This window comes from Pseudomonas protegens, from assembly GCF_003363755.1.
GTDB lineage: Bacteria > Pseudomonadota > Gammaproteobacteria > Pseudomonadales > Pseudomonadaceae > Aquipseudomonas > Aquipseudomonas danubii.
This window is the reverse complement of the sequence record NZ_CP031396.1, coordinates 5,262,163-5,286,034: the sequence shown is the minus strand read 5'-3', so window position 1 is coordinate 5,286,034 and position 23,872 is coordinate 5,262,163. Positions and strand designations below refer to the sequence as shown.

Sequence of the window (23,872 nt, the reverse complement as noted above, 5' to 3'; positions counted from 1 at the left end):
ACAATGGACCGCTGGTAACCTTTAGAACCGCTCAAATCTGCCCCGTGGCTGGCTTGAGCGCTCAAGAAAGCCTAGAATTCAGCATCGTTTATTCCCCAAGGTAGCCGTCAATGTCCTTCGCTGAGCAACTAACCCGCCTGCAAGTCTTCCTCGACGCAGATGATCTGCACGACGAGGCGCTGGACTACGTGGCCGCTCACGGCTACTTGACCGCGCTGTCGATCTGCTCGGAAAGTGTTCCCGACCGTGAATGGATCGACGCCCTGTTCGCCGAAGAGCCGCATTACAGCGACGACGCCGAACGCGAAGCCATCGAATCCACGCTACTGGCCCTCAAGGCGCACATCGCGCGCCAACTGGCTTCCGATGAAGAGTTCGAGCTGCCTTGCGAACTCGACCTCGGCGACGACCCGGACGACTCCGACCTGCGCGGCTGGTGCATCGGTTTCATGGAAGGCGTGTTCCTGCGTGAAGCAGCCTGGTTCGAAACCGCAGAGGAAGAAGTCAGCGAGATGCTGCTGCCGATCATGGTGGGTTCCGGCCTGTTCGACGAGCAGCCGGAATTCTCCGACATCGCCAGCGATGCCAACCTGATGGACGACATGATCGTGCAGATCCCCGAAGCACTGACCGCGCTGTACCTGCTGTGCAACGCACCCGACGAAAAACCGGCGCTGCTCAAGCCTCGCCACCACTGAGTCGGCGCCTATGGCCAAGCCCATAGGCCAACGCCCCCTGGTGTTGCGTTACGTTCTGCTGGCCATCGGCTGGCTGAGCGTAGCGCTGGGGGTACTCGGCATCTTCCTTCCGGTATTGCCCACCACCCCTTTCCTACTGCTGGCGGCCGCCTGTTTCGCCCGCAGCTCTCCACGCTTCAACCAATGGCTGGTGCAACACCCGCGCCTGGGTCCGTGGATACGCGACTACCTGGATGGCAATGGCATTCCGCTCAAGGGCAAGGTGTATGCGATCGGCCTGATGTGGCTAAGCATTGGGCTCTCGTGCTACCTGGTGCCACTGCCCTGGGCGCGAGGCTTCATGCTTACCAGCGCGGTGCTGGTCAGCATTTACATCCTGCGCCAGAAAACCTTGCGGCGCCCTTGAGCAACCCCAGCAGCCGCTGCCTGGGCAGCGGCCTCAAGGACCATGACGACCATCAGACGGTATCCACCTTCAACGAGTGATCGTTGAGCATGCCGTTGATGATGGTGGCCGTGTCCGCCCCTCCGGCAATCACCCCACCCGCCCCTGGCGTGACTCCGTAATGGCTGGCCAGGTCGACCCCTGCCAGGTCAATGGTCTGGGTCGGCGTCGCCCCTGCCACCGCGCTGACATCAATGCTGGTGACCAAGGTCGCGCCACTGCCAGTGACCTTGAAGTGCAGGTAGTCATCCAGGGAAGCAGAAGTCGCATTCTCTCCCTGTAACAACTGCGACAGGTCCAGCTTGTCGGTGCCCGGCGTAAAGTCGGTCACCACATCGTGCCCATTGTTACCCTGCAGCCACTGGAAGGTATCGCTGCCGCCGCCTCCGGTCAGGGTGTTGTTGCCCATCCCGCCGATCAGCAGGTCATCGCCACCACCGCCATTGAGCACATCGTTCCCCAGCCCGCCGGTAATGACGTTGGCGTTGCCATCGCCGGTCAAGGTGTCGTTGTAGTTGGAACCCACCAGGTTCTCGATGCCAGTCAGGGTGTCGGTGCCCGCGCCCAGGGTATTCTGCGCCCCCACCAGGCCGAGGTTGACCGTCACTGCCGCCGTGGCATGGGCGTAACTGGCGGTATCGACACCCGCACCGCCATCCAGCAGATCATTGCCCGGCCCGCTGAACAGCAGGTCATTGCCGCTGCCACCATTCAGGGTGTTGTTGCCCGAGCCTGCGGTGAGCACATCGTTGCCATCGCCGCCATTGAGGATGTTGTTACCACTGCCCGCCACCAGCACATCGTCACCGGAAGTGCCGGTCAGGGTATTGCCATCCTGGTAGGAGATGCTCACCGCCGCCACATCGCTGCCACCGTGACCATCACTGGCGGTGTAGGTGCCGTGGTAATCCGGGGTGACGTTCTGCGCTCCGGAGTAATTCACGGTCATGGTCAGCTGATAGTTTTCCGCTGCCGTGGTGTTGCCGCCGCTGGTGTTGGTGATGTTGACGATATGGATCTGGTAAGGCCCATCCGCCGCCGCCGTGAAGGTGCCGCCATCAGCGATCGCCGTGTAGGCTCCACCGTTAAAGGCATATTCCATGGAGACGCGGCCGGCGGCCAGATTGTGATTCAGATTCAGGGTTTCCCCCTGTTTGAGATTGACGGTGATCACGTCCTCATCGTTGGCATTGGCGTTGGTGACAGCTCCCAGGTAACCGCTGACCAGCACCACCGCGGTCATGGTCGCGGCGTTGGCATTGAACGAGGCGCGATCGATGGTGATGGCCTGGTTGGCGCCATTGTTGCCATTCCCGGCAAAACCGATGGTCTGCTGACTCGCCGCCGTGAACGCCGCGCCCTTGGCCGCCCAGCCGGTGTTGAAAGTGGTGGGCGCCGCATTCAGAGGATCACCATTGACGTCACTGTCGTTGGCCAGCAGTACATCCTCGGGAATCGCCACACTGCTGGACAGCACGTTGGTGATGATGTGGTCATCCCCGGCGACCGGTGGCGCATTGGGATTGACCTTGACCACCAGAGTCGAGCTCGCCAGGTCACCGTCGTTGTCGCTCACCGTATAGCCGAAGGTCTCGGTGATTACGGAGTTTGTGACCTTTTGCGAGCTGTAGCTGAAGTCCCCGGTATCGAGGTTCACCACCAGGGTGCCGCCATTGCTGGTGGCAATGCTGATACTGTTGTTGACGGTATTGAAGGTACCGTTGTTGGTGGTGCCGCTGAAGGTCAGCGAGCCCTGGTTGCTGTTGCCTTTGGGGTCGTAGGTGTAGGTTCCGCCATCCACCACGATCGACTTGATGAACCCGCCGTCGGCACCAAAGCTGCCGCCATCCCCCAGCAAACTGCCGGTGACCGGAGAGCCTTGCACCGTACCGGCCAGCACCGAATTGAGCTGGTTCAGGTCGGTGACCACCACCGCATTGGTGTTGACGTGAGTACTGCCGTCATAGGCCAGCGGATCGAGGTTGCCATTGCTGACCCCGCTGCCCAGGCCGATCGCATAGTTCTTGATGCCATTGGCATCGAGGAAGGCTTTCCAGGCTGTCTCGTCCGCGGTGCCGATTTCCTGACCCGAGGTCGGTGCGCCGTCGGAGAAGAAGTAGCCGACATTCTGCGCGCCACTGAGCTGGCCACTGGTGACAAAGGCCAGCTTCGCCGCCGCCACCGCCGCGTCGTAGTTGGTCCCGCCTCCTGCCACCAGCGTGGCGACAATTGCCTTGGCCGTGGCCACGTCTACCCACACCGGAGTCTGGGCGGTAGCGGAGCTGCTGAAAGTGACGAGCTGGACTTTGACATCCCCCATGTCGTCGTACTTGTCGAGCAAGGCGCTGATGGCCTGCTTGGCCAGGCCCAGCCGCGTCAGCCCGGAAACACCTGAAGGATCAGCCATGCTCCCCGACACATCGATCACCAGCAGCAGGTTGGAGTCCACCTCCACCGCCGTGACCGAACGCTCGCTGGCCACTGCCTTGGGCACATCATCGACAATGCTCACCAGGATGCTGCCGGTGGTGCTGTTGCCCAGGGCATCGGTGGCCTTGTAGGTGAAGCTCTCACTCAAGGTATTGGCGCCATCGTTGGCGTTGGGGGTGGTTTTCGGCGCTGAGGTCAGGGTGTAGGTGTAGGTGCCATTGGGGTTGAGCAGAATCTGCCCGTAGCTGCCCGTGGCACTGCCCACCAGACTGAAGGTGATACCTCCAGAGCCGCCGGTGACCGAGCCCACCAAGGTACCGCTGGCGGTTTCCGCGGTGGAGCCCGGATCGCTACCAGCCACGGTGCCAGCAGCCAGGTCCTGACCATCCTTATTCAGGTCCAGGGCCTTTTCATAGACAGTGACGTCCTGATCGGTCACTGCCTTGAGGCCGCTGTCAGTGACATTGATGGTCAGGGTGGTGGTGCTCTCATCACCATCTCTGTCGCGGATGGTGTAGGTGAAGACATCACTGGCCCCGGGCGGGCTCACCGAGTTCGGATTACTGTGGTACACCGCGTTGCCGGCGGCATCCAGGGTCAGGGTGCCGTAGGTGCCGGCGATGTTGCTGCCCAGCCCGCCGATGGCCGAGGTGGCGGTATTACTGCCGGCGCGCACGCCGACCACCGCGCCACCAACGGCTGCACCATCGGCGCCCAGCACATCATTGCCCAGCACACTGACATTGATGGTGGCGCCTTCCGTGCCGCTGGCCGTATCCGCCACGGCGCCGGGCAGGTCATCGACGATGTTGACGTCTATCACCCCGGACGCGGTACTGCCGTCGCCATCGGTGGCCACCACATTGAATTGTTCAGCAATGCTATTGGCGCCCAGCGCCGTTGGATGGGCTTCGTTGTCCAGCAGGGTGTAGCTGTAGCTGATGACTCCGGTGCCGGCGTTGTAGCCGGTGACGGTCAGGGTGTTGCCCAAGGCGGTGGTGACGCTTTGCGGGAAGCCCGCCGCAACGCCGCCGCTGACCACATTGATGCCGCCCACGGTCAGGGTTTGCAGGCCGTCCAGCGCGGTCACGGTAAACGTGCCGCTCTGGGTCAACGCAGGGGTATCCGGGCTGCTGCCGTCGCTGAGGTTTTTCTCATAGACCGTCAACTCGCCACCGTTGACGTTAAGACCGTTCAAGGTCACCGGGTCGTCGTTGTTATGAATCTGCAGCACCAGGTTCGCTGTGCTCGGGTCGCCATCGGAGTCAGTGACGGTATAGGCGAAGGTTTCTGTGCCGTTGCCATTGCCGCGCAGGGCTTTGAAGTCGGCATCCACAGTATTCAGCGTGTAGGTGTAGGAACCGTTGGCATTGAGCACCAGGGTGCCGTAGGTACCCGTAAAGGTTCCGGCTGTCACTGGCCCGCTGGGCACTCGGTCTGCCCCTTGAGTGTCGTTGGTTAGCACGTTGCCCGTCAGAGTCAGCTGGCTCTCAGAGGCAGTAGTCGGATTAGTGTCGTTGACCGCAGTCGGCAGGTCATCCACCACATTCACGTCCAGAGTTCCGGTGGCACTGCTGCCATCCACATCCGTAGCCACCACATTGAACTGTTCGCTGAGGCCGTTGGCACCGTTGGCGCTCGGGTGGGCCTCATTGTCCAGCAGGGTGTAGCTGTAGCTGATGACTCCGGTGCCGGCGTTGTAGCCGGTGATGGTCAGGGTGTTGCCCAAGGCGGTGGTGACGCTTTGCGGGAAGCCCGCAGCCACACCGCCGCTGACCACATTGATACCGCCCACGGTCAGGGTTTGCAGACCGTCCAGCGCGGTCACGGTAAACGTGCCGCTCTGGGTCAACGCAGGGGTATCCGGGCTGCTGCCATCGCTGAGGTTTTTCTCATAGACCGTCAACTCGCCACCGTTGACGTTAAGGCCGTTCAAGGTCACCGGGTCGTCGTTGTTATGAATCTGCAGCACCAGGTTCGCCGTGCTGGGGTCGCCATCGGAGTCAGTGACGGTATAGGCGAAGGTTTCTGTGCCGTTGCCATTGCCGCGCAGGGCTTTGAAGTCGGCATCCGCAGTGTTCAGCGTGTAGGTGTAGGAACCGTTGGCATTGAGCACCAGGGTGCCGTAGGTGCCGGTGAACGTACCGGCAGTGACGGGTCCGGAAACCACCCGATCCGCGCCTTGTACATCATTGGTCAACACATTGCCCGTCAGGGTCAGCTGGCTTTCCGAGGCAGTAGTCGGATTGCTGTCGTTGACCGCAGTCGGCAGGTCGTCCACCACGTTGACGTCCAGAGAGCCGCTGGCACTGCTGCCATCCACATCCGTAGCCACCACATTGAACTGTTCGCTGAGGCCGTTGGCACCGTTGGCGCTCGGGTGGGCCTCATTGTCCAGCAAGGTGTAGCTGTAGCTGATGACTCCGGTGCCGGCGTTGTAGCCAGTGATGGTCAGGGTGTTGCCCAAAGCAGTGGTGACGCTTTGCGGGAAGCCCGCAGCCACACCGCCGCTGACCACATTGATGCCGCCCACAGTCAGGGTTTGCAGGCCGTCCAGGGCCGTCACGGTAAACGTGCCGCTCTGGGTCAGGGACGGTGTATCCGGGCTGCTGCCATCGCTGAGGTTTTTCTCATAGACCGTCAACTCGCCACCGTTGACGTTAAGGCCGTTCAAGGTCACCGGATCGTCGTTGTTATGGATCTGCAGCACCAGGTTCGCTGTGCTGGGGTCGCCATCGGAGTCGGTGACGGTATAGGCGAAGGTTTCTGTGCCGTTGCCATTGCCGCGCAGGGCTTTGAAGTCGGCATCCGCAGTGTTCAGCGTGTAGGTGTAGGAACCGTTGGCATTGAGCACCAGGGTGCCGTAGGTGCCCGTAAAGGTTCCGGCAGTCACCGGCCCGCTGGGCACTCGGTCTGCCCCTTGAGTGTCGTTGGTTAGCACGTTGCCCGTCAGGGTCAGCTGGCTTTCCGAGGCAGTAGTCGGATTAGTGTCGTTGACCGCACTAGGCAGGTCATCCACAACGTTCACATCCAGAGTTCCGGTGGCATTGCTGCCATCCACATCCGTAGCCACCACATTGAACTGTTCGCTGAGGCCGTTGGCACCGTTGGCGCTCGGGTGGGCCTCATTGTCCAGCAAGGTGTAGCTGTAGCTGATGACTCCGGTGCCGGCGTTGTAGCCGGTGATGGTCAGGGTGTTGCCCAAGGCGGTGGTGATGCTTTGCGGGAAACCCGCCGCAACGCCGCCGCTGACCACATTGATGCCGCCCACGGTCAGGGTTTGCAGGCCGTCCAGCGCAGTCACGGTAAACGTGCCGCTCTGAGTCAACGCAGGGGTATTCGGGCTGCTGCCATCGCTGAGGTTTTTCTCATAGACCGTCAACTCGCCACCGTTGACGTTAAGGCCGTTCAAGGTCACCGGGTCGTCGTTGTTATGGATCTGCAGCACCAGGTTCGCTGTGCTCGGGTCGCCATCGGAGTCAGTGACGGTATAGGCGAAGGTTTCTGTGCCGTTGCCATTGCCGCGCAGGGCTTTGAAGTCAGCATCCGCAGTATTCAGCGTGTAGGTGTAAGAACCGTTGGCATTGAGTACCAGGGTGCCGTAGGTGCCCGTAAAGGTTCCGGCAGTCACCGGCCCGCTGGGCACTCGGTCTGCCCCTTGAGTGTCGTTGGTTAGCACGTTGCCCGTCAGGGTCAGCTGGCTCTCAGAGGCAGTAGTCGGATTGCTGTCGTTGACCGCAGTCGGCAGGTCATCCACCACATTCACGTCCAGAGTTCCGGTGGCATTGCTGCCATCCACATCCGTAGCCACCACATTGAACTGTTCGCTGAGGCCGTTGGCACCGTTGGCGCTCGGGTGGGCCTCATTGTCCAGCAGGGTGTAGCTGTAGCTGATGACTCCGGTGCCGGCGTTATAGCCAGTGATCGTCAGGGTGTTGCCCAAGGCGGTGGTGATGCTTTGCGGGAAACCCGCCGCGACGCCGCCACTGACCACATTGATGCCGCCCACGGTCAGGGTTTGCAGACCGTCCAGCGCGGTCACGGTAAACGTGCCGCTCTGGGTCAGGGACGGTGTATCCGGGCTGCTGCCGTCGCTGAGGTTTTTCTCATAGACCGTCAACTCGCCACCGTTGACGTTAAGACCGTTCAAGGTCACCGGGTCGTCGTTGTTATGGATCTGCAGCACCAGGTTCGCCGTGCTGGGGTCGCCATCGGAGTCAGTGACGGTATAGGCGAAGGTTTCTGTGCCGTTGCCATTGCCGCGCAGGGCTTTGAAGTCGGCATCCGCAGTGTTCAGCGTGTAGGTGTAGGAACCGTTGGCATTGAGCACCAGGGTGCCGTAGGTGCCGGTGAACGTACCGGCAGTGACGGGTCCGGAAACCACCCGATCCGCGCCTTGTACATCGTTGGTCAACACATTGCCGGTCAGGGTCAATTGGCTTTCCGAGGCGGTGCCCGGATTACTGTCGTTGACCGCACTAGGCAGGTCGTCCACCACGTTGACGTCCAGAGAGCCGCTGGCGGTGCTGCCGTCCACATCAGTGGCCAGCACACTGAAATGCTCGCTGAGGCTATTGACGCCATTGGCCGTCGGATGGGCATCGTTGCCATTGAGGGTATAGCTGTAGCTGACTACCCCGGTGCCTGCGTCATAACCGGTAACGGTCAAGGTGTTGCCCAGGCCGGTGGCGATGGATTGCGGAAAACCCGCCACCACTCCGCCGCTGATCACGCTGATGCCGCCCACGTTCAGGCTCTGCAGACCATCAAGGGCCGTTACAGTAAACGTGCCGCTCTGAGTCAACGCAGGGGTATCCGGGCCGCTGCCAGTGGTCAGGTTCTTCTCGTAAACGGTGAGTTCGCCACCATTGACCTCCAGGCCGTTCAAGGTCACCGAATCGTCATTGTTGTGCACCTGCAGCACCAAATTGGCCGTACTGGGGTCGCCATCGGCGTCGGTCAGGGTGTAGGTGAAGGTGTCGGTAGCATTGCCGCCCCCGCCCAGCGCGAGGAACGCAGGGTCGGTGGGATGCAAGGTATAGGTGTACGAACCATCCGCTGCCAGCACCAGGGTGCCATAGGTTCCAGTGAAGGTGCCGGCCGTGATCGGCCCGGAAGCGACCCGGTCGGCGCCCTGCACGTCGTTGCCCAGCACATTGCCAGTCAGGCTCAACAGGCTTTCCGAAGCGGTCCCGGGATTGCTGTCGTTGACCGCCGTGGGCAGGTCGTCCACCACGTTCACATCCAGTGAGGCGCTGGCACTGCTGCCATCCACGTCAGTGGCCACTACATCGAACTGCTCGCCAAGGCTATTGGCACCATTGGCGTTCGGATGGGCATCGTTGCCATTGAGGGTGTAGCTGTAGCTGACCTCTCCGCTGGCCAGGTTGAAACCGGTGATGGTCAGGGTATTGCCCAGGCCAGTGGTGACGCTTTGCGGAAAGCCCGCCGGTACGCCGCCGCTGACCACGGTGATACCGCCGACAGTCAAGGTTTGCAGGCCGTCCAGGGCGGTCACCGTGAAGGTGCCGCTCTGGGTCAGGGCCGGGGTATCCGGGCCGCTGCCGGTGGTCAGGTTCTTCTCATAGACAGTGAGCTCGCCTCCCTCGACCTCCAAGCCCCGCAGCAGCACCGGGTCGTCATTGTTGTTCACCTGCAGCACCAGGTTGGCGGTGCTGGCGTCGCCATCGGCATCAGTCAGGGTATAGGCGAAGGTTTCAGTGCCGCTGCCGCCGCCCTTGAGCGCCAGGAAGGCCGGATCGCTGGTGTTCACGCTATAGGTGTAACTACCGTCCGCCGCCAGCACCAGGGTGCCGAAGGTGCCATTGAAGGTGCCGGCAGTAACAGGTCCGGCCGCCACCCGATCAGCGCCCTGCACATCATTGGTCAGCACATTGCCGCTCAGGGTCAGTTGGCTTTCCGAGGCGGTGCCTGCGTTGTTGTCATTGACTGCCGTCGGCACATCGTCGGTGATATTGACGTCAAGGGTGTTGCTGGCCGAGTCGCCATTGCTGTCGATGGCAACCACGCTGAACTGCTCGCTCAGGCTGTTGGTGCCATCCGCCGCAGAGTGCAGATCATTGCCATTGAGGGTGTAGCTGTAGCTGACCACCCCGGTGGCCGCGTTGAAGCCGGTGATGGTCAGGGTATTGCCCAGGCCGGTGGCGATGGATTGTGGAAAAGCCGCCGCCACGCCGCCGCTGACCACATTGATGCCACCGACATTCAGACTGAACAGCCCATCCGGGGCCGAGACTGTGAAAGTGCCACTCTGGGTCAGGGCCGCCGGATTGCTTGCCGAGCCCTGCTCCAGGTTGGCTTCATTGACCGTGAGTTCACCGCCCTCCACCGCAAGCCCACTCAGGCTCACCGGGTTGTTGGGGGTTGCACCATTGATCGGCAGCAGGCCATCGATGCGCTCAGGGACAAATTCGGGGATGCCATTGAAGCCCGCTGTCGGAAAGCCGATCACCGGCTCGACCCGGCCCCCGACTTCCTCCAGCAGAACAAAGCTGTGACCGCCGCCCTCGGCACCCGGCGCGCCACCGGTACCGGTGGGGCCCGCCGCAGTGGCTTCGGCGGTTTGGGTTGGGTCATCACCGGCGGCAATGGCTTGTTGCAGTTGTTCGACATCGCTCAGTTGCGCATCGCTGGGTGCCAGCACTTGCGGGGTATCGACCTGAGTGGCCTGCTGGTCAAGCAACTGCGCCGTCAGTTGCTGGCTGCTGTCACGGCCCAGGGTCAGATCCTGGCCATTTTGCAGATGCACTGCCACCGCACCTTCGGCTCCAGTGACCAACTGCTCACCGACAAACAGCCGGTCCCCCTCCACCAGGAGACGACGGGCGCCATCCGCGCCTACCGCGTAAACCTGCCCGATCACCTTGGTCACAATGCCGATTAACGTTGCCATGTGCACTCCTCCGATGCCGAGAACAATCGGCATCCGCTTGCTAGCGGCAGCGCAGACAGCGTTAACCCGTGGTTGAACAGACCCTGTGCCTGGCCGCTCCGCCCCCATGGCGAAGCGCGCCAGTCTTGATGTCCCGCCCTCCCTTGCTACCAGTCGGACGGCTGATACCGCAGGGCGCCGGACAAAACAGCCTCATCCGTGCCTTCGGATCGCTCACCAACTACATTGTGCGAAACAGGTCAAAAGGCGAAATCGCCAAAAAAATGCCGCCATATCCTGTTCCGTACCTTCTTCCTTGTAACCACTTCCCCGCCCTGAACTACCTGAAATTTGAACGTCCCCAGAAACTTCAGGAAATGCCTCAACGCCTGAAAATTCCGGGCTTGCGATTGGAACAATGTCTTGCTTTGACAAACATGCATAAGTTTTTTTTGGCATAAAACTTATGAATTTTTTTTCTTAGCTATCCTTCTGGATGTTCTTAGCTCTGTTGTAAACAAGATGAGACGGTTAAGTCTCAATTTTTTAGTCATATTTTTGACGAAAACACTGTTTCACTGGATCAGGGAGAGACACCCATGCGCGTTTTCACCCCCCTCAGCGGTGCAATTCTTTTGGCCTCAATCTGCGTCAGCCCGGCTCAGGCCATGTCTTTGACTGAAGCCATCCAGAGCACTCTGGACAATCACCCTGAACTTCGCGCCAGCCAGAACAACCGGCTGTCTGCCGATGAGGATGTGAAGGTGGCCAAGGGTGGCTTCTATCCCAGCCTGGACCTCAATGCCGGCTACGGCCGTGGCTACAGCGACAACAGCACCACCCGCGGCTATGGGGTGGCACGCGGTACCGGCAACCACAACACCGAGACCCTGAATTACACCCAGTCGGAATTGCGCCTGCGGCAGATGCTCTTCGACGGCTTCAACACGGCCAATGAAGTGGGCCGCACCCAGTCGGTGGTCAACTCCCGGGCCTACTTCACCCGCGGCACCGCCGAAAGCCTCGCCCTGCGCACCATCGAGGTGTACCTGGAGGTGCTCAAGCGCCGTGAACTCTTGACCCTGGCCAAGAACAACCTGCAGGCCCACCTGCGGGTCAACGACCAGATCGGCCTGCGCAGCCAGCAAGGCGTGGGCAGTACCGCCGACCTCGACCAGTCCAAGGCCCGGCGTGCCCTGGCGGAGAACAACTACGACACCGCTCAGGTCGACCTGGCCGATGCCGAGGCCAACTTCTACAGCGCAGTCGGACGCTTGCCCGACGAGCTGGAAAGCCTGCCGTCGATCCGCGGCGAAATCCCGCAGAACCTCAACGACGCCAAGCAGAGCATGCTGCTGAACAACCCCTACCTGAAGTCCGCCCAGGCTGACATCCAGGCGGCGGAGAGTCAGTACGAAGTGGCCAAGTCGCCCTTCTATCCACGCTTCGACGCCGAGGCCGCAGTCAACGCCAACGACAATGTGCAGGGCGACCTGGGCCACGACAACGAATGGCGGGTCGGGGTGATCATGAACTACAACCTGTTCCGCGGCGGCAGTGACAAGGCCCGCCTGCAGTCCAACGCGCACAAGATCAACCAGGCCATGGACATCCGCAACAACGCCCTGCGCATGCTCAACGAAAACATCACCCTGGCCTGGAACGCCATGCTCAACGCCAAGAAACAGACCCCCACCGCCCGGGAATATGCGGAAACCACCACCCGGGTGCGGGCCGCTTATCAGGACCAGTTCGGCCTCGGCCAACGCACCCTGCTCGACGTTCTGGACAGTGAAAACGAGCTGTACAACGCCAACCGCCGCTACACCGAAGTGCGCTACACCGAAGAGTTCTCCATGTACCGGGTACTGGCCAACATGGGCGAACTGCTGAGCAAGGAAAAAGTCGTGGTACCGGCCGAAGCCATCGCCCAAAGCGAAGTGAAAAGCGAGGCGCGCCTGCCGGAAATGAAGTAGTCCCGTGGAGGACTCGATTTGACCAGCCTCGAACCCGGGAGCCCGCACGCCGATCCGCGTGCCAGCTTCGATGACCCGCTGTTGGACGGATTACTGATCCTGTGCCGACTCCACGGCTGCAACGTCAGCCGGGGCAGCCTCAGCGCAGGCCTGCCCCTGGACAAGCAACGCCTGAGCCTCGACCTGCTGCCCCGGGCCGCGGCCCGGGCCAGCCTTCAGGCTCGTCTGCTGCGCCGGGAACTGGGGGCGATATCCGCTCTCAACCTGCCGGTGCTGCTGATCCTCCAAGGCGGTCGTTGCGCGGTGCTCAGGCGCTGGGGCGAGGATGGCCAGGCCCTGATCCTGCCCAGCGAGGCCGAAGGTGGCGAGCAGTGGGTGAGCCGCGAGGAACTGGCCCGGGAATACAGCGGCCAGGCCCTGTTCGCCCGCCCCCGCCATGAACTCGAAGACCTGCGCAGCCCCCTGGTGCCCAGGGTCGACGCCTGGTTTCGCGACACCCTGAAGCTCTCGCGCTGGCTCTACAGCGACGCCATTCTCGCCAGCCTCCTGATCAACCTGCTGGGCCTGATGGTGCCGCTGTTCGTGATGCAGACCTACGATCGGGTGGTGCCCAACCAGGCCACCTCGACCCTCTGGGTGCTGACCCTGGGCCTGCTGCTGGGCACCGGGTTCGAGCTGGTGTTGCGGGTCGTGCGGGCCCACCTACTGGACCAGGCCGGGAAAAAGACCGACGTGATCCTCTCCGCCACCCTGTTCGAACGCATCACCGGCATGAACATGAAGGCCCGACCAGCCACCATCGGCGGCTTTGCCCAAAGCATCCATGACTTCCAGGGCCTGCGGGAGTTTCTGACGGCCGTGACCCTGACCAGCCTGATCGACCTGCCCTTCGCCCTGCTGATGCTGGTGGTGATCGGCCTGCTCGGGGGCTGGCTGGTGGTGATCCCGATACTCGCGTTCCCCATCACCATCGTCTTCGCCATGCTGATCCAGGTGCGCCTGCGGGACACCGTGCAAAAAAGCCTGGCCCTGGGTGCCGAACGTCAGGCGCTGTTGATCGAGACCCTCGGCGGCCTGGAAACCCTCAAGGCCTGCAGCGCCGAAAGCGAACGCCAGCACAAGTGGGAAAGCACCCACGGCGCCCTGACCCGCCTCGACAGCCACGCCCGCAACCTCTCGGCCCTGGCCACCAACGGCACCCTGTTCATTCAGCAGTTGTCCGGCATGGCCACCATCGTCGCCGGGGTCTACAGCATCATCGCCGGCAACCTCAGCGTCGGCGCCCTGGTGGCCACCTATATGCTCGGAAGTCGGGTCCTGGCGCCATTGGGACAGATCGCCGGGCTGATCACCCGCTACCAACAGGCGCAGTTGACCATGCGCAGCACCGACGCCTTGATGGCCCTGCCCCAGGAACGCGATGCCCGTCAGCGGCCTCTGGAGCGCACCCAGTTGCACGGCGCACTGGAAGTCAGCCGAGTGAGCTTTCGCTACCCCGGGCAAAGCACCCCGGCGCTGAACACCATCAGTTTCAGCCTCAAGCCCGGAGAGCGGGTCGGCATCATCGGCCGCAGCGGCTCGGGGAAAAGTACCCTGGCCCGGTTGCTGATGGGTTTTCTCACCCCGGAGGAAGGCCAACTGCTGCTGGACGGCCTGGACCTGCGGCAACTGGACGTGGCCGACCTGCGTCAGCAGATCGGCTACGTCGCCCATGACCTGCCGCTGCTGGCCGGCAGCCTGCGGGACAACCTGACCCTGGGCGCGCGCTACATCAGCGATACCCGAATGCTCGAAGTCGCCGAGCTCACCGGGGTCACCGAACTGGCCCGCGCCCACCCCCAAGGCTTCGACCGACCGGTGGGTGAACGTGGGCAACTGCTGTCCGGCGGCCAGCGCCAAGCGGTGCTGCTGGCCCGGGCCCTGCTGCTGGACCCGCCGATCCTGCTGCTGGACGAACCCACCAGTGCCATGGACAACAGCAGCGAAGACGCACTGCGTCAGCGCCTGCATGCCAAGGTCCAGGGCAAGACTCTGCTGCTGGTGACCCACCGCACTTCGATGCTCAGCCTGGTGGATCGCCTGGTGGTTCTGGACGAAGGACGGATCGTCGCCGACGGACCGAAAGACGCGGTTATCGATGCACTGCGCAAGGGCCGTGTTGGCTCTGCAGCCGTCTAGGAGTGCCGAGTATGTCTACACCATCGTCACCCCGCAGTTACCTGGGCAGTTTTCGCCGAAGCGCGGAAAGCGAATTCATGCCGGAAACCGCAGAAGCCTCGTTGCAAGACTCGCCCCGCAGATCACGGTTGACGGTCTGGATCGCCGCCGCGCTGATCCTCTGCGCACTGGTATGGGCCAGGTTCGCGGTGCTCCAGGAAGTCACCACGGGCGAAGGCAAGGCCATTCCTTCGAGCAAGATCCAGGTGATCCAGAACCTGGAAGGTGGCATTGTCACCGAGATTTTCGTCCGCGAGGGGCAGATGGTGGACAAGGGCCAGACCCTGCTGCGCCTGGATGACACGCGCTTTCGCTCGAACAAGGGCGAGAGCGAGGCGGATCGCTTCGCCTTGATGGCCCAGGTCGAGCGTCTGTCCGCCGAAGCCGAAGGCAAGCCCTTCACCCCATCCGCCGAAGTGCTGAGCAAGGCGCCGCAAGTGGCGGAAGACGAACGCTCTCTGTACGACCAGCGCCAACGGCGCCTGGCCAGCGAGCAGCGCACCCTCAGCGAACAGTTGCGGCAGAAGACCCAGGAACTGGCGGAATTTCGCTCCAAGCAGGGGCAATACAGCTCCAGCCTGGCCCTGCTCAATCAAGAGATGAACATGTCGGCCCCCCTGGTGGGCACTGGCGCCGTGTCACCGGTGGAAATCCTGCGGCTCAAGCGCAGCGCGGTAGAGATTCGCGGCTCCCTGGACGCCACCACCCTGGCCATTCCACGGGCCGAATCGGCCATCAACGAGATCAAGAGCAAGATCGATGAATCGGTGCAGACCTTCCGCTCCGATGCCGCCAAGGAACTCAACGAGAAACGCACTGACCTGTCGAAGATCACCGCGTCGGGGATCGCCATCGATGACCGGGTCAACCGCACCACGGTGGTATCGCCCGTGCACGGCGTGATCAAGCTGCTCAAGGTCAACACCATCGGCGGCGTAGTCCAGCCCGGCAGCGACCTGGTGGAAATCGTACCCATGGAAGACAACCTGCTGATTGAGGCCAAGGTCCGGCCTCAGGACGTGGCGTTCCTGCACCCCGGACAGAAAGCCATGGTCAAGTTCAGCGCCTATGACTACACCATCTACGGCGGCCTGAGCGCCAAGCTGGAGTTGATCGGCGCCGACACCGTCACCGACGACAAGGGCAACAGCTTCTATCTGATCCAGGTACGCACCGACAAGAACCACCTGGGGGGCGACACCAATCCACTGCTGATCATCCCCGGCATGGTGGCCACGGTGGACATCATCACCGGCGAGAAAAGCGTGCTGGACTACCTGCTCAAGCCCGTGCTCAAGGCCCGCACCGAAGCCATGCGCGAACGCTGACTGCCGGCTACGTAGGAGCCGGCTGGCCGGCGAAGAGGCCCTCTGACTTTGCAGCAGACTTGAGAGTGCTTTCGCGGGCAAGCCCGCACCTGAAGGCAAGACGTCAGGGTTTGGCGCCGTGGTTGCGTTGGTAGGTGTCTTCGCCCATCGCCGCGATCTGCCCTTCGATCAGGGCCTCGAAGGGGCGCAGCAAGGGCTCGAAGGAGGCCGGCGCCTCCAGTACCTGCAAAGCCTGGACAATGGCTTCCAGGGTCGACAGCGCACCCGGTCCCGGGGCTTTGCGCAGGCGATAGCGCGAGGGCGTCGCGGCGGCCAGGGTCACTCGCGGCAAGGCCGCCAGCAGCGGATTGAGGTGCAACAGCTTGCGGGCCTTGCGCCAGGTACCGTCGGGCACCACCAGCAGCAGCGGTTCATCGGTCTCGGCATAGGCCTGCAGCGGCTGGGCATCGTCCGCCGGGAACAGCAGGCAGGCCCGGTATCCGGGTTGAGCGAGCAGCGTCGGCAAATCCTCGAACACCTCACCCACCCGCAACTGCGCATTGTGCAGCCCCAGGGCCGCCAGCCGCGCCGTGTTCAAGGCGTGGTTGACCTCACTGGGATGCTGCAGCAGCAACACCCGGGTGCGGCTGGGCAAATCCGGGATCAGCGGGCACAGACAATGGCCTGTGGGACGCAGGCAACGCTCGCAGCGTGCTCGGGACATGGGAATTCCTTATGACTGGTTGAGCTGGGCCTTGAGCAGATCGCGAAAGGTCTGGATCAGGGGTTCACGGCCCCGGCCACGACGCATGATCAGGGAGAACGGCGCCTGGTAGCCGAACGTTGCCGGCAGCAGCACCCGCAGGTCGCCCTTGTCGGCCCAGGCCTGGGCATAGTGTTCCGGCAGGTAGCCGATGTAGGCGCCGGACAGCACCAGGATCAACTGCGCCTCCATGCTTTCGACAGTCGCCGCGCTGTGCTTGAAGCCGTGCCGGGCCAGTTCCGCCTGGCTCCAGTAGCCACGGCCGACCATGCGCTGCTGGGTGATGACCTGCTCGGGGATGCGCCGCTCGCTGTACAACGGATGCCGGTTGCTGCAGTACAGCCAGTGCTGCTCGCGGTACAGCGGCATGTACACCAGGCCGCTCATGCGCGTGGAAAAGGCGCCGATGGCCAGGTCCAGGCGGTTGTCCTGGACCCCCAGTTGCAGTTCGTGGGGGCTCATCACCGACAGGTGCAAATGCACCGCCGGATGCTCCTGGCTATAGGCGCCGATGGCCTCGGCGAACGGCAGGGCCTTGTCGCTGACGGTGGAGTCGATCACCCCCAGGTTCAGGGTGCCGCGCAACTCGCCCTTGAGGGCCGCGGCGTACTGTTCGAAGCCCTCCAGCTCCCCCAGCAGACGCAAGGTCTCCTGGTGGAACAGCTCACCCTTGCTGGTCAGGCTGAACCCGCCACGGCCACGGTGGCAGAGCACCAGCCCGAGAGCGCCTTCGAGCTGGCTCATGTAGGTGCTGATGGCCGACGTCGAGAGATTGAGTTCGTGCTGGGCATTGGCGAACCCCTGATGGCGCACCACGCTGACGAAGATGCGCAATAGTTTCAGATCAGGTAAAGCGTTGGCCATGACAGGCTCCGATAACAGGCAAAACAACCACTTCCCTGTAACAAGTGCGCGTGCTCGTGCCGCGCGATGAAGCAGACCCGATGCCATCCATGCCCACGTTCAATCGCCCCCGTCACCCGGATAACGCTGCTTGCACCAGCGGAAGGGGGCAGGCTGCCACGCTTCGCAGGGCGTTGGCAGCAGCGCGAGAGTCTAGCGCGGCCCTGGCCATTAGTTTAGAAAAATCTGAACTAAGTATTTGTCCGTAGCGATTCTTTCCCCGAACTACATTTCGCAGAATCGGCCCACTCGGTTGATCGGGCGGCACCTGCTGCGCCCTCAGCCCCATAAATATAAAACAACGATGAGGCCTATCCCGTGGACAAGATTCTCCACCAACCACTGGGCGGCAACGAAATGCCGCGCTTCGGCGGCATCGCCACCATGATGCGTCTTCCCCATCTGCAATCCGCCGCCGGCCTGGACGCTGCGTTCGTCGGCGTGCCTCTGGACATCGGCACTTCGCTGCGCGCCGGCACCCGTTTCGGCCCGCGGGAAATCCGCGCCGAGTCGGTGATGATCCGCCCTTACAACATGGCCACCGGTGCCGCTCCGTTCGACTCGCTGTCGGTGGCCGACATCGGCGACGTGGCGATCAACACCTTCAATCTGCTGGACGCGGTGCGCATCATCGAAGAAGCCTATGACGGCATCCTCGAACACAACGTGATTCCCCTGACCCTGGGCGGCGACCACACCATCACCCTGCCGATCCTGCGGGCCATCCACAAGAAACACGGCAAGGTCGGGCTGGTGCACATCGATGCCCACGCGGACGTCAACGACCACATGTTCGGCGAGAAGATCGCCCACGGCACCACCTTCCGCCGCGCCGTGGAAGAAGGCCTGCTGGACTGCGACCGCGTGGTGCAGATCGGCCTGCGCGCCCAGGGCTATACCGCCGAAGACTTCAACTGGAGCCGCAAGCAGGGCTTCCGTGTGGTCCAGGCCGAAGAGTGCTGGCACAAATCCCTGGAACCGCTGATGGCCGAAGTCCGTGAAAAGGTCGGCAACGGTCCGGTGTACCTGAGTTTCGACATCGACGGCATCGACCCGGCCTGGGCTCCAGGCACCGGCACCCCGGAAATCGGCGGTTTGACCACCATCCAGGCCATCGAGATCGTCCGTGGCTGCCAGGGCCTGGACCTGGTGGGCTGCGACCTGGTGGAGGTTTCGCCGCCTTACGACACCACCGGCAACACCTCGCTGCTGGGTGCCAACCTGCTGTACGAAATGCTCTGCGTACTGCCCGGCGTGGCCCACCGCTGAGTCTCGGCCCTGGGAGGGCTGGTGCCGCGCTCAAGCACGAGCGCGGCCATGGAACCGTCATGCAAAGGAGCGCAACACCTTAGCCAACGTGGTCGGAGCAGATCATGAATAACAATAAAGAAAACAGCCTTAACGACATGAACAACGGGGACGCCCAGATTCCCGCCCCTCGACGCAGCACCCTGTACGACCTCTCTCGAAACAGGCCCCCCTTGGCCTGAACTGCCCCAGCAACCGCAGCTCTTCCGGAAGACCGGCCTCCACTGGTCAACGGGGTGACCGTCCGCATCGGCGGGTGGCAACAACAATAACAACTTGCTTGTGAGGACCCGAACATGGGCTTGGATATTCTCGTAGTACTGATTTATGCCGCCGGCATGATCACCCTGGGCTGGTACGGCATGCGCCGGGCCAAGACCCGTGATGACTATCTGGTAGCCGGCCGCAACCTCGGGCCGGGCTTCTACCTGGGTACCATGGCGGCCACCGTACTGGGCGGCGCCTCGACCATCGGCACCGTACGCCTGGGCTACGTCCACGGCATTTCCGGCTTCTGGCTTTGCGGCGCCATTGGCCTGGGCATCGTCGGACTCAGCCTGTTTCTGGCCAAACCCTTGCTGAAACTGAAGATCTACACCGTCACCCAAGTGCTGGAGCGCCGCTACAACCCCGCGGCACGCCACGCCAGCGGACTGATCATGCTGGTCTACGCACTGATGATCGGCGCCACCTCCACCATTGCCATTGGGACAGTGATGCAGGTGCTGTTCGGCTTGCCATTCTGGGTATCGATCCTGGTGGGCGGCGGTGTGGTGGTGCTCTACTCGACCATCGGCGGCATGTGGTCGCTGACCCTGACCGACATCGTGCAGTTCCTGATCATGACCATCGGCCTGGTGTTCCTGCTGATGCCGCTGTCCATCGTCGACGCCGGCGGCTGGGACAGCCTGGTGGCCAAGTTGCCGGCCAGCTACTTCGACTTCACCGCCATCGGCTGGGACACCATCCTCACCTACTTCCTGATCTACTTCTTCGGCATCTTCATCGGCCAGGACATCTGGCAACGAGTGTTCACCGCCCGCAGCGAAGGAGTAGCCAAGATTGCAGGGACCGCGGCCGGCATCTATTGCGTGCTGTACGGCCTGGCCGGCGCGCTGATCGGCATGGCCGCCAAGGTGCTGCTGCCGGATCTGGACAACGTCAACAATGCCTTCGCCAGCATCGTCCAGACCAGCCTGCCCAACGGCGTTCGCGGCCTGGTGATTGCCGCGGCTCTGGCAGCCCTGATGTCCACCGCCAGCGCCGGCCTGCTGGCGGCCTCCACCACCGTGACCCAGGACCTGTTGCCGCGGCTGCGCGGTGGCCGTGAAAGCGGCAATGGCGACGTGCATGAAAACCGCATCGCGACGTTGCTGTTGGGCGTTGTGGTGCTGGGTATCGCCCTGGTAGTGAGCGACGTGATCAGTGCCCTGACCCTGGCCTACAACCTTTTGGTGGGCGGCATGCTGATTCCGCTGATCGGCGCCATCTACTGGAAACGCGCCACCACGGCCGGGGCCATCACCAGCATGTCTCTGGGCTTCATGACCGCGCTGTTCTTCATGTTCAAGGACGGCCTGGACGCCAACACACCGATTTACTACAGCCTGGCCGTGGGCCTGGTGAGTTTCGTGGTGGTGAGCCTGGTCTCCCGGCGCTCGGTGCCTCTGGCCAATGCGATCTGACCTGAAGTCAGACGCCTGAAGTTTTCTTCGACGGGTGCGGCGTCGGTGGCCGCACCCGTTTTTTTCGTCCACGAAAAAGTGCCACAACGCCGGATGACGCTCGCTTCAGCCCGATCCAGGAAGCCGCCCACTGGACGAGCGGTCACCACCGCCGGAAAAAACCTCTGCTGTAATCTGATTCAGCGACGACTGTTACTGAACAGTACAAGGATCGCTGGCAGCCTCAGGGCACGCTATCGCTTCACCCTTGGACGGGGTCATAAAACAATCAGAACCTCTCCCCTGCCCCGAGGTGTTTATGGACCGTTTCGACATCCAGCCAAGCATCCGCGTTGATCCAGACCTTGATCGGTACCGGATCAACTCCATCAGCGAACTCAGCCAGGTGATCCTGGAAAAGACCCGCGCCGACGCTGCCCGTCCCGCCTGACCTGCTCGCTCCTCGGGAGTAACGCGATGAAACGGGCCGAAGCACGCGTGGCCGTACACCTGCTCATCCGTCGGGGACTGGATGAACGCACCGACTTCGATGACCAAAGCGCTCTGCAAGCACTCGGACTCGACCGGGAGGATATCGAAGCGCTGCTCTGGCGCCTGGAGGACAGGTTCGATCTCTGCATCTCCCCACGGGAAGAACAGCGAGCGCTCTGGCGCCTGGAAAAGGTCGACGACCTGGTGCAATGGTTGCTGGAAAAGTCCCGGCAAAATCAGGATTGACCCGATTGCCTCGGGTGGATGGCCGAGCGACTGCCGGCCAGAAAACCCTGGCGAGAGCCGGAGTCTGCACTCCGCTCTCGCCCTGAGCTCAACGACGACGTTGCTGACGGCGCCGCAGTTCTTCGTCGGTCGGAATCGGCACCGGTTGCAGCGGTGGCTCGATCAGGCCCAGTGCGACACCAAGGTCGTGCAGCCAGCTTTGCAGTTTGTCTTTCATAGTGCCCCCTCAGGGTCGTGCTGAGCGGCGATACTGCGCCGCCTCAAGCAGATAATAGTCCTAACTTTTCCCGCGCGCTGCCTCGCAATAGCAATGAACTGTTACTGGATTGAAGCGAATCGGCCAAGGCTATTCAGCCATTGGCCCGCAGCGCCTGTGGCGCCTGCCCGGCAGTCTCCTGGGCAGCGGCTTATAGAAAGCGCTTGATCCGCCGACGCAGCCATTGTTCGGCGCTGACAAAGGTGATGCCCAGCAGCACCAGCAGCGCCCCCAGCACAAAGTTGAGGCTCAAGGGTTCACCCAGCAACAGCACGCCGAAGGTCACGCCAAACATCGGTGTCATGAACGAAAACACCGCCAGGTTCGCCGCCAGATAGCGACGCAGCAGCCAGAACCAGGTCAGGTAGCTGAAGAACGACACCACCAGCCCCTGGAACAACACACTGGCCACAGCCACCGGGGTCAGGCTGACCTGGGTCACCTGGCCGCTGAGCACCGCAATCAGCAGCAGGCCGACGAACCCGACGATCAACTGATAGAACAGGGTCAGTGTGGCTGGCGCTTCCGACAATCGCGAGGCGCGTACCACCACCGTGGTCGCGCCCCAGGCCAGCCCCGCCAGTAATCCCAATACATCCCCCAGGAGCATGCGCCGATCCAGATTGTCCAGGGAGATTCCACCGGCAAAGGCGATGCTGATGCCAATGAAAGCAAGGATGATCCCCAACCATTGCAACGGCCGCAGCCGCTCACTGGGCAGCAACCAATTGACCCCAAGGGCAGTGAAGATCGGGGCGGTGTAGAGGAACACCGACATATGCGCGGCGCTCGTCAGCTTCAGCCCCTCGGCAATGAACAGAAACTCCAGGCCGAACAGGGCGCCGGCCAGTAAACCGCCTCGCCAGGTACTGGAGACCTGGGACCAGCCCCCTTTCCAGCACATCAGCAGGGCCACCAGCAGCGCCGAAATCCCGGAACGAGCAGCCGCCTGCATCACCGGGGCAATATCCGCCGCCGCCCATTTGATCATCACCTGCTGCACGCCCCAGATCAGGCACAACCCCAGCATCACCTGCAGGGCAAAACCATCGGCGTTGCGCCGCTCGATGCTCACCGCAGTCCCTCAGATTGATTCATCGACATGACAGCTACCCGCTGTGGAAAAGACAACGCCCCCAGGCGCGCGCCCAGCCGTCGTGCTGCAAGGCCGGCCGCACCAGGAAAGACAAGCAACACGAGACATAGAAGAGGTGGGGCTTTAAGCACATCCACCCCAGAGCGAAACAAGTATCAGCTTAGCTCGATACGATCTGCGTGAATGACAATCTGACCCTGTTTATAGAGCGCGCCGATGGCCTTCTTGAAGTTGCCTTTGCTGACCCCGAACAAACTGCTGATCAAGGCCGGATCGCTCTTGTCGCTGACCGCCAGAGAGCCATTGTTTTCGCGCAACTTGGCGAGGATCTTCGAGTTCAGGCTGGTGGCCGCTTCTTCACCCACCGGTTGCAGACTCAGGCTGATCTTGCCATCGGCCCGCACTTCCTTGATGAACCCCTTCTCTTGCATGCCGGAGCGCAGGAACTTGAACACTTCGTTCTTGTGAATCAGGCCCCAGTGCTTGTTGTTGATGATCGCCTTGAAGCCCATGTCGGTGGATTCAGCCACCAACAGGTCGACTTCCTGACCAACCTTGTAGTTAGCCGGAGTCTTGTCCAGGTAGCGGTCCAGGCGAGCCGTGGCCGTGATACGACGGGTGTGCTTGTCCAGATAGACATGCACCACGCAGTATTCGCCGGCATTCATCTGGCGCTTCTCTTCCGAGTAGGGCAGCAGCAGGTCCTTGGGCAATCCCCAATCCAGGAATACCCCGATACTGTTAACTTCGACGACTTTAAGGCTGGCGAACTCGCCAACTTGAACTTTCGGCTTTTCGGTAGTTGCGATTAACTTGTCGGCACTGTCCAGATAAACAAAAACATTCAACCAGTCTTCATCTTCACTGGGAATGTCCTTGGGAATATAACGATTGGGCAGCAATATTTCGCCGTCCGCCCCTCCGTCCAGATACAAACCAAAGTTAGTGTGTTTAACCACTTGCAAACTGTTGTAGCGCCCGACTAAAGCCATTTCCAATACCCTCATTGCGTGGGCGGCATTCTACCTGTTTTCCACGCCCAGGTTGGCGCTCCTGAGTCCCGGACCGGAAAAATCCGTGAAGAGCCTTGGTTTTTCTAGCATCACTGGCGCTCAAGCGGCCATTCGTCAGGCCAACAGCGACCTGCCGGGTAAGGGCAATCAGCCACCAGGCCGCATT

At 62.0% G+C, this 23,872-nt stretch carries 15 protein-coding genes; 9 read left to right on the top strand and 6 right to left on the bottom strand.

Annotated elements, in window-relative coordinates:
* Positions 1–110 precede the first annotated feature (110 nt).
* Entirely contained in the window at positions 111–698 is a 588-nt protein-coding gene (locus DWF74_RS23900; RefSeq protein WP_102864084.1) for a YecA family protein, read from the top strand.
* A gap of 10 nt (positions 699–708) precedes the next feature.
* Positions 709–1,104: a YbaN family protein gene (locus DWF74_RS23895; protein ID WP_115581847.1), complete on the top strand. Its 396-nt coding sequence runs from the start codon at positions 709–711 to the stop codon at positions 1,102–1,104.
* Between the two features lie 52 nt (positions 1,105–1,156).
* On the opposite strand, the gene DWF74_RS23890 is transcribed toward DWF74_RS23895, so the two are convergent.
* Positions 1,157–10,486, bottom strand: a complete 9,330-nt coding sequence (locus tag DWF74_RS23890) for a retention module-containing protein (RefSeq protein ID WP_115581846.1) — start codon at positions 10,484–10,486, stop codon at positions 1,157–1,159.
* A gap of 578 nt (positions 10,487–11,064) precedes the next feature.
* Here DWF74_RS23890 and DWF74_RS23880 point away from each other — a divergent pair.
* Genes DWF74_RS23880 through DWF74_RS23870 form a run of 3 tightly spaced genes read left to right on the top strand, consistent with a single transcriptional unit; the run spans position 11,065 to position 15,986 of the window.
* The gene (locus DWF74_RS23880; RefSeq protein WP_102861704.1) at positions 11,065–12,441 is read left to right on the top strand and encodes a TolC family outer membrane protein; all 1,377 of its coding nucleotides are present in this window, start codon (positions 11,065–11,067) and stop codon (positions 12,439–12,441) included.
* 18 nt (positions 12,442–12,459) lie between these two features.
* Positions 12,460–14,619, top strand: a complete 2,160-nt coding sequence (locus DWF74_RS23875; protein WP_115581845.1) for a type I secretion system permease/ATPase — start codon at positions 12,460–12,462, stop codon at positions 14,617–14,619.
* An 11-nt stretch (positions 14,620–14,630) separates the two neighbouring features.
* Entirely contained in the window at positions 14,631–15,986 is a 1,356-nt protein-coding gene (locus DWF74_RS23870; RefSeq protein WP_102861702.1) for an HlyD family type I secretion periplasmic adaptor subunit, read from the top strand.
* Positions 15,987–16,089: 103 nt separating this feature from the next.
* On the opposite strand, the gene DWF74_RS23865 is transcribed toward DWF74_RS23870, so the two are convergent.
* On the bottom strand, positions 16,090–16,689 hold the full coding sequence (locus tag DWF74_RS23865) for a tRNA-uridine aminocarboxypropyltransferase (RefSeq protein WP_102861701.1): 600 nt from the start codon (positions 16,687–16,689) through the stop codon (positions 16,090–16,092).
* Between the two features lie 9 nt (positions 16,690–16,698).
* Positions 16,699–17,592, bottom strand: a complete 894-nt coding sequence (locus DWF74_RS23860) for a LysR family transcriptional regulator (protein WP_102861700.1) — start codon at positions 17,590–17,592, stop codon at positions 16,699–16,701.
* 357 nt (positions 17,593–17,949) lie between these two features.
* On the opposite strand from DWF74_RS23860, the gene speB reads away from it, so the two are divergent.
* From speB to DWF74_RS23840, 4 genes are all read left to right on the top strand, one after another.
* Positions 17,950–18,900, top strand: a complete 951-nt coding sequence (gene speB, locus DWF74_RS23855) for an agmatinase (RefSeq protein ID WP_011059912.1) — start codon at positions 17,950–17,952, stop codon at positions 18,898–18,900.
* A 335-nt stretch (positions 18,901–19,235) separates the two neighbouring features.
* A complete protein-coding gene (locus DWF74_RS23850) occupies positions 19,236–20,624 on the top strand; it encodes a sodium:solute symporter (protein ID WP_115581844.1) in 1,389 nt (462 codons plus the stop codon).
* 298 nt (positions 20,625–20,922) lie between these two features.
* Entirely contained in the window at positions 20,923–21,054 is a 132-nt protein-coding gene (locus DWF74_RS30825; RefSeq protein ID WP_275896148.1) for a hypothetical protein, read from the top strand.
* A 26-nt stretch (positions 21,055–21,080) separates the two neighbouring features.
* Positions 21,081–21,341 (top strand): hypothetical protein, encoded by a 261-nt coding sequence (locus DWF74_RS23840; protein WP_110595135.1) that lies wholly within the window; start codon positions 21,081–21,083, stop codon positions 21,339–21,341.
* Between the two features lie 88 nt (positions 21,342–21,429).
* Here the strand turns inward: DWF74_RS23840 and DWF74_RS30820 are convergent, their stop codons facing one another.
* The 3 genes from DWF74_RS30820 to DWF74_RS23830 form a co-directional block, all read right to left on the bottom strand.
* Positions 21,430–21,558 (bottom strand): PA1414 family protein, encoded by a 129-nt coding sequence (locus DWF74_RS30820; protein ID WP_011059908.1) that lies wholly within the window; start codon positions 21,556–21,558, stop codon positions 21,430–21,432.
* Between the two features lie 190 nt (positions 21,559–21,748).
* Positions 21,749–22,672, bottom strand: coding sequence for a DMT family transporter (locus DWF74_RS23835; RefSeq protein ID WP_102878814.1), 924 nt, complete (start codon positions 22,670–22,672; stop codon positions 21,749–21,751).
* Between the two features lie 176 nt (positions 22,673–22,848).
* On the bottom strand, positions 22,849–23,685 hold the full coding sequence (locus DWF74_RS23830) for a CvfB family protein (protein WP_060838083.1): 837 nt from the start codon (positions 23,683–23,685) through the stop codon (positions 22,849–22,851).
* Positions 23,686–23,872 lie beyond the last annotated feature (187 nt).

Coding starts and splice junctions, on each gene's coding strand:
- DWF74_RS23900 (WP_102864084.1), top strand. CDS start 111: ATGTCCTTCGCTGAGCAACTAACCCGCCTGCAAGTCTTCCTCGACGCA.
- DWF74_RS23895 (WP_115581847.1), top strand. CDS start 709: ATGGCCAAGCCCATAGGCCAACGCCCCCTGGTGTTGCGTTACGTTCTG.
- DWF74_RS23890 (WP_115581846.1), bottom strand. CDS start 10,486: ATGGCAACGTTAATCGGCATTGTGACCAAGGTGATCGGGCAGGTTTAC.
- DWF74_RS23880 (WP_102861704.1), top strand. CDS start 11,065: ATGCGCGTTTTCACCCCCCTCAGCGGTGCAATTCTTTTGGCCTCAATC.
- DWF74_RS23870 (WP_102861702.1), top strand. CDS start 14,631: ATGTCTACACCATCGTCACCCCGCAGTTACCTGGGCAGTTTTCGCCGA.
- DWF74_RS23865 (WP_102861701.1), bottom strand. CDS start 16,689: ATGTCCCGAGCACGCTGCGAGCGTTGCCTGCGTCCCACAGGCCATTGT.
- DWF74_RS23860 (WP_102861700.1), bottom strand. CDS start 17,592: ATGGCCAACGCTTTACCTGATCTGAAACTATTGCGCATCTTCGTCAGC.
- DWF74_RS23850 (WP_115581844.1), top strand. CDS start 19,236: ATGGGCTTGGATATTCTCGTAGTACTGATTTATGCCGCCGGCATGATC.
- DWF74_RS30825 (WP_275896148.1), top strand. CDS start 20,923: ATGGACCGTTTCGACATCCAGCCAAGCATCCGCGTTGATCCAGACCTT.
- DWF74_RS23840 (WP_110595135.1), top strand. CDS start 21,081: ATGAAACGGGCCGAAGCACGCGTGGCCGTACACCTGCTCATCCGTCGG.
- DWF74_RS30820 (WP_011059908.1), bottom strand. CDS start 21,558: ATGAAAGACAAACTGCAAAGCTGGCTGCACGACCTTGGTGTCGCACTG.
- DWF74_RS23830 (WP_060838083.1), bottom strand. CDS start 23,685: ATGGCTTTAGTCGGGCGCTACAACAGTTTGCAAGTGGTTAAACACACT.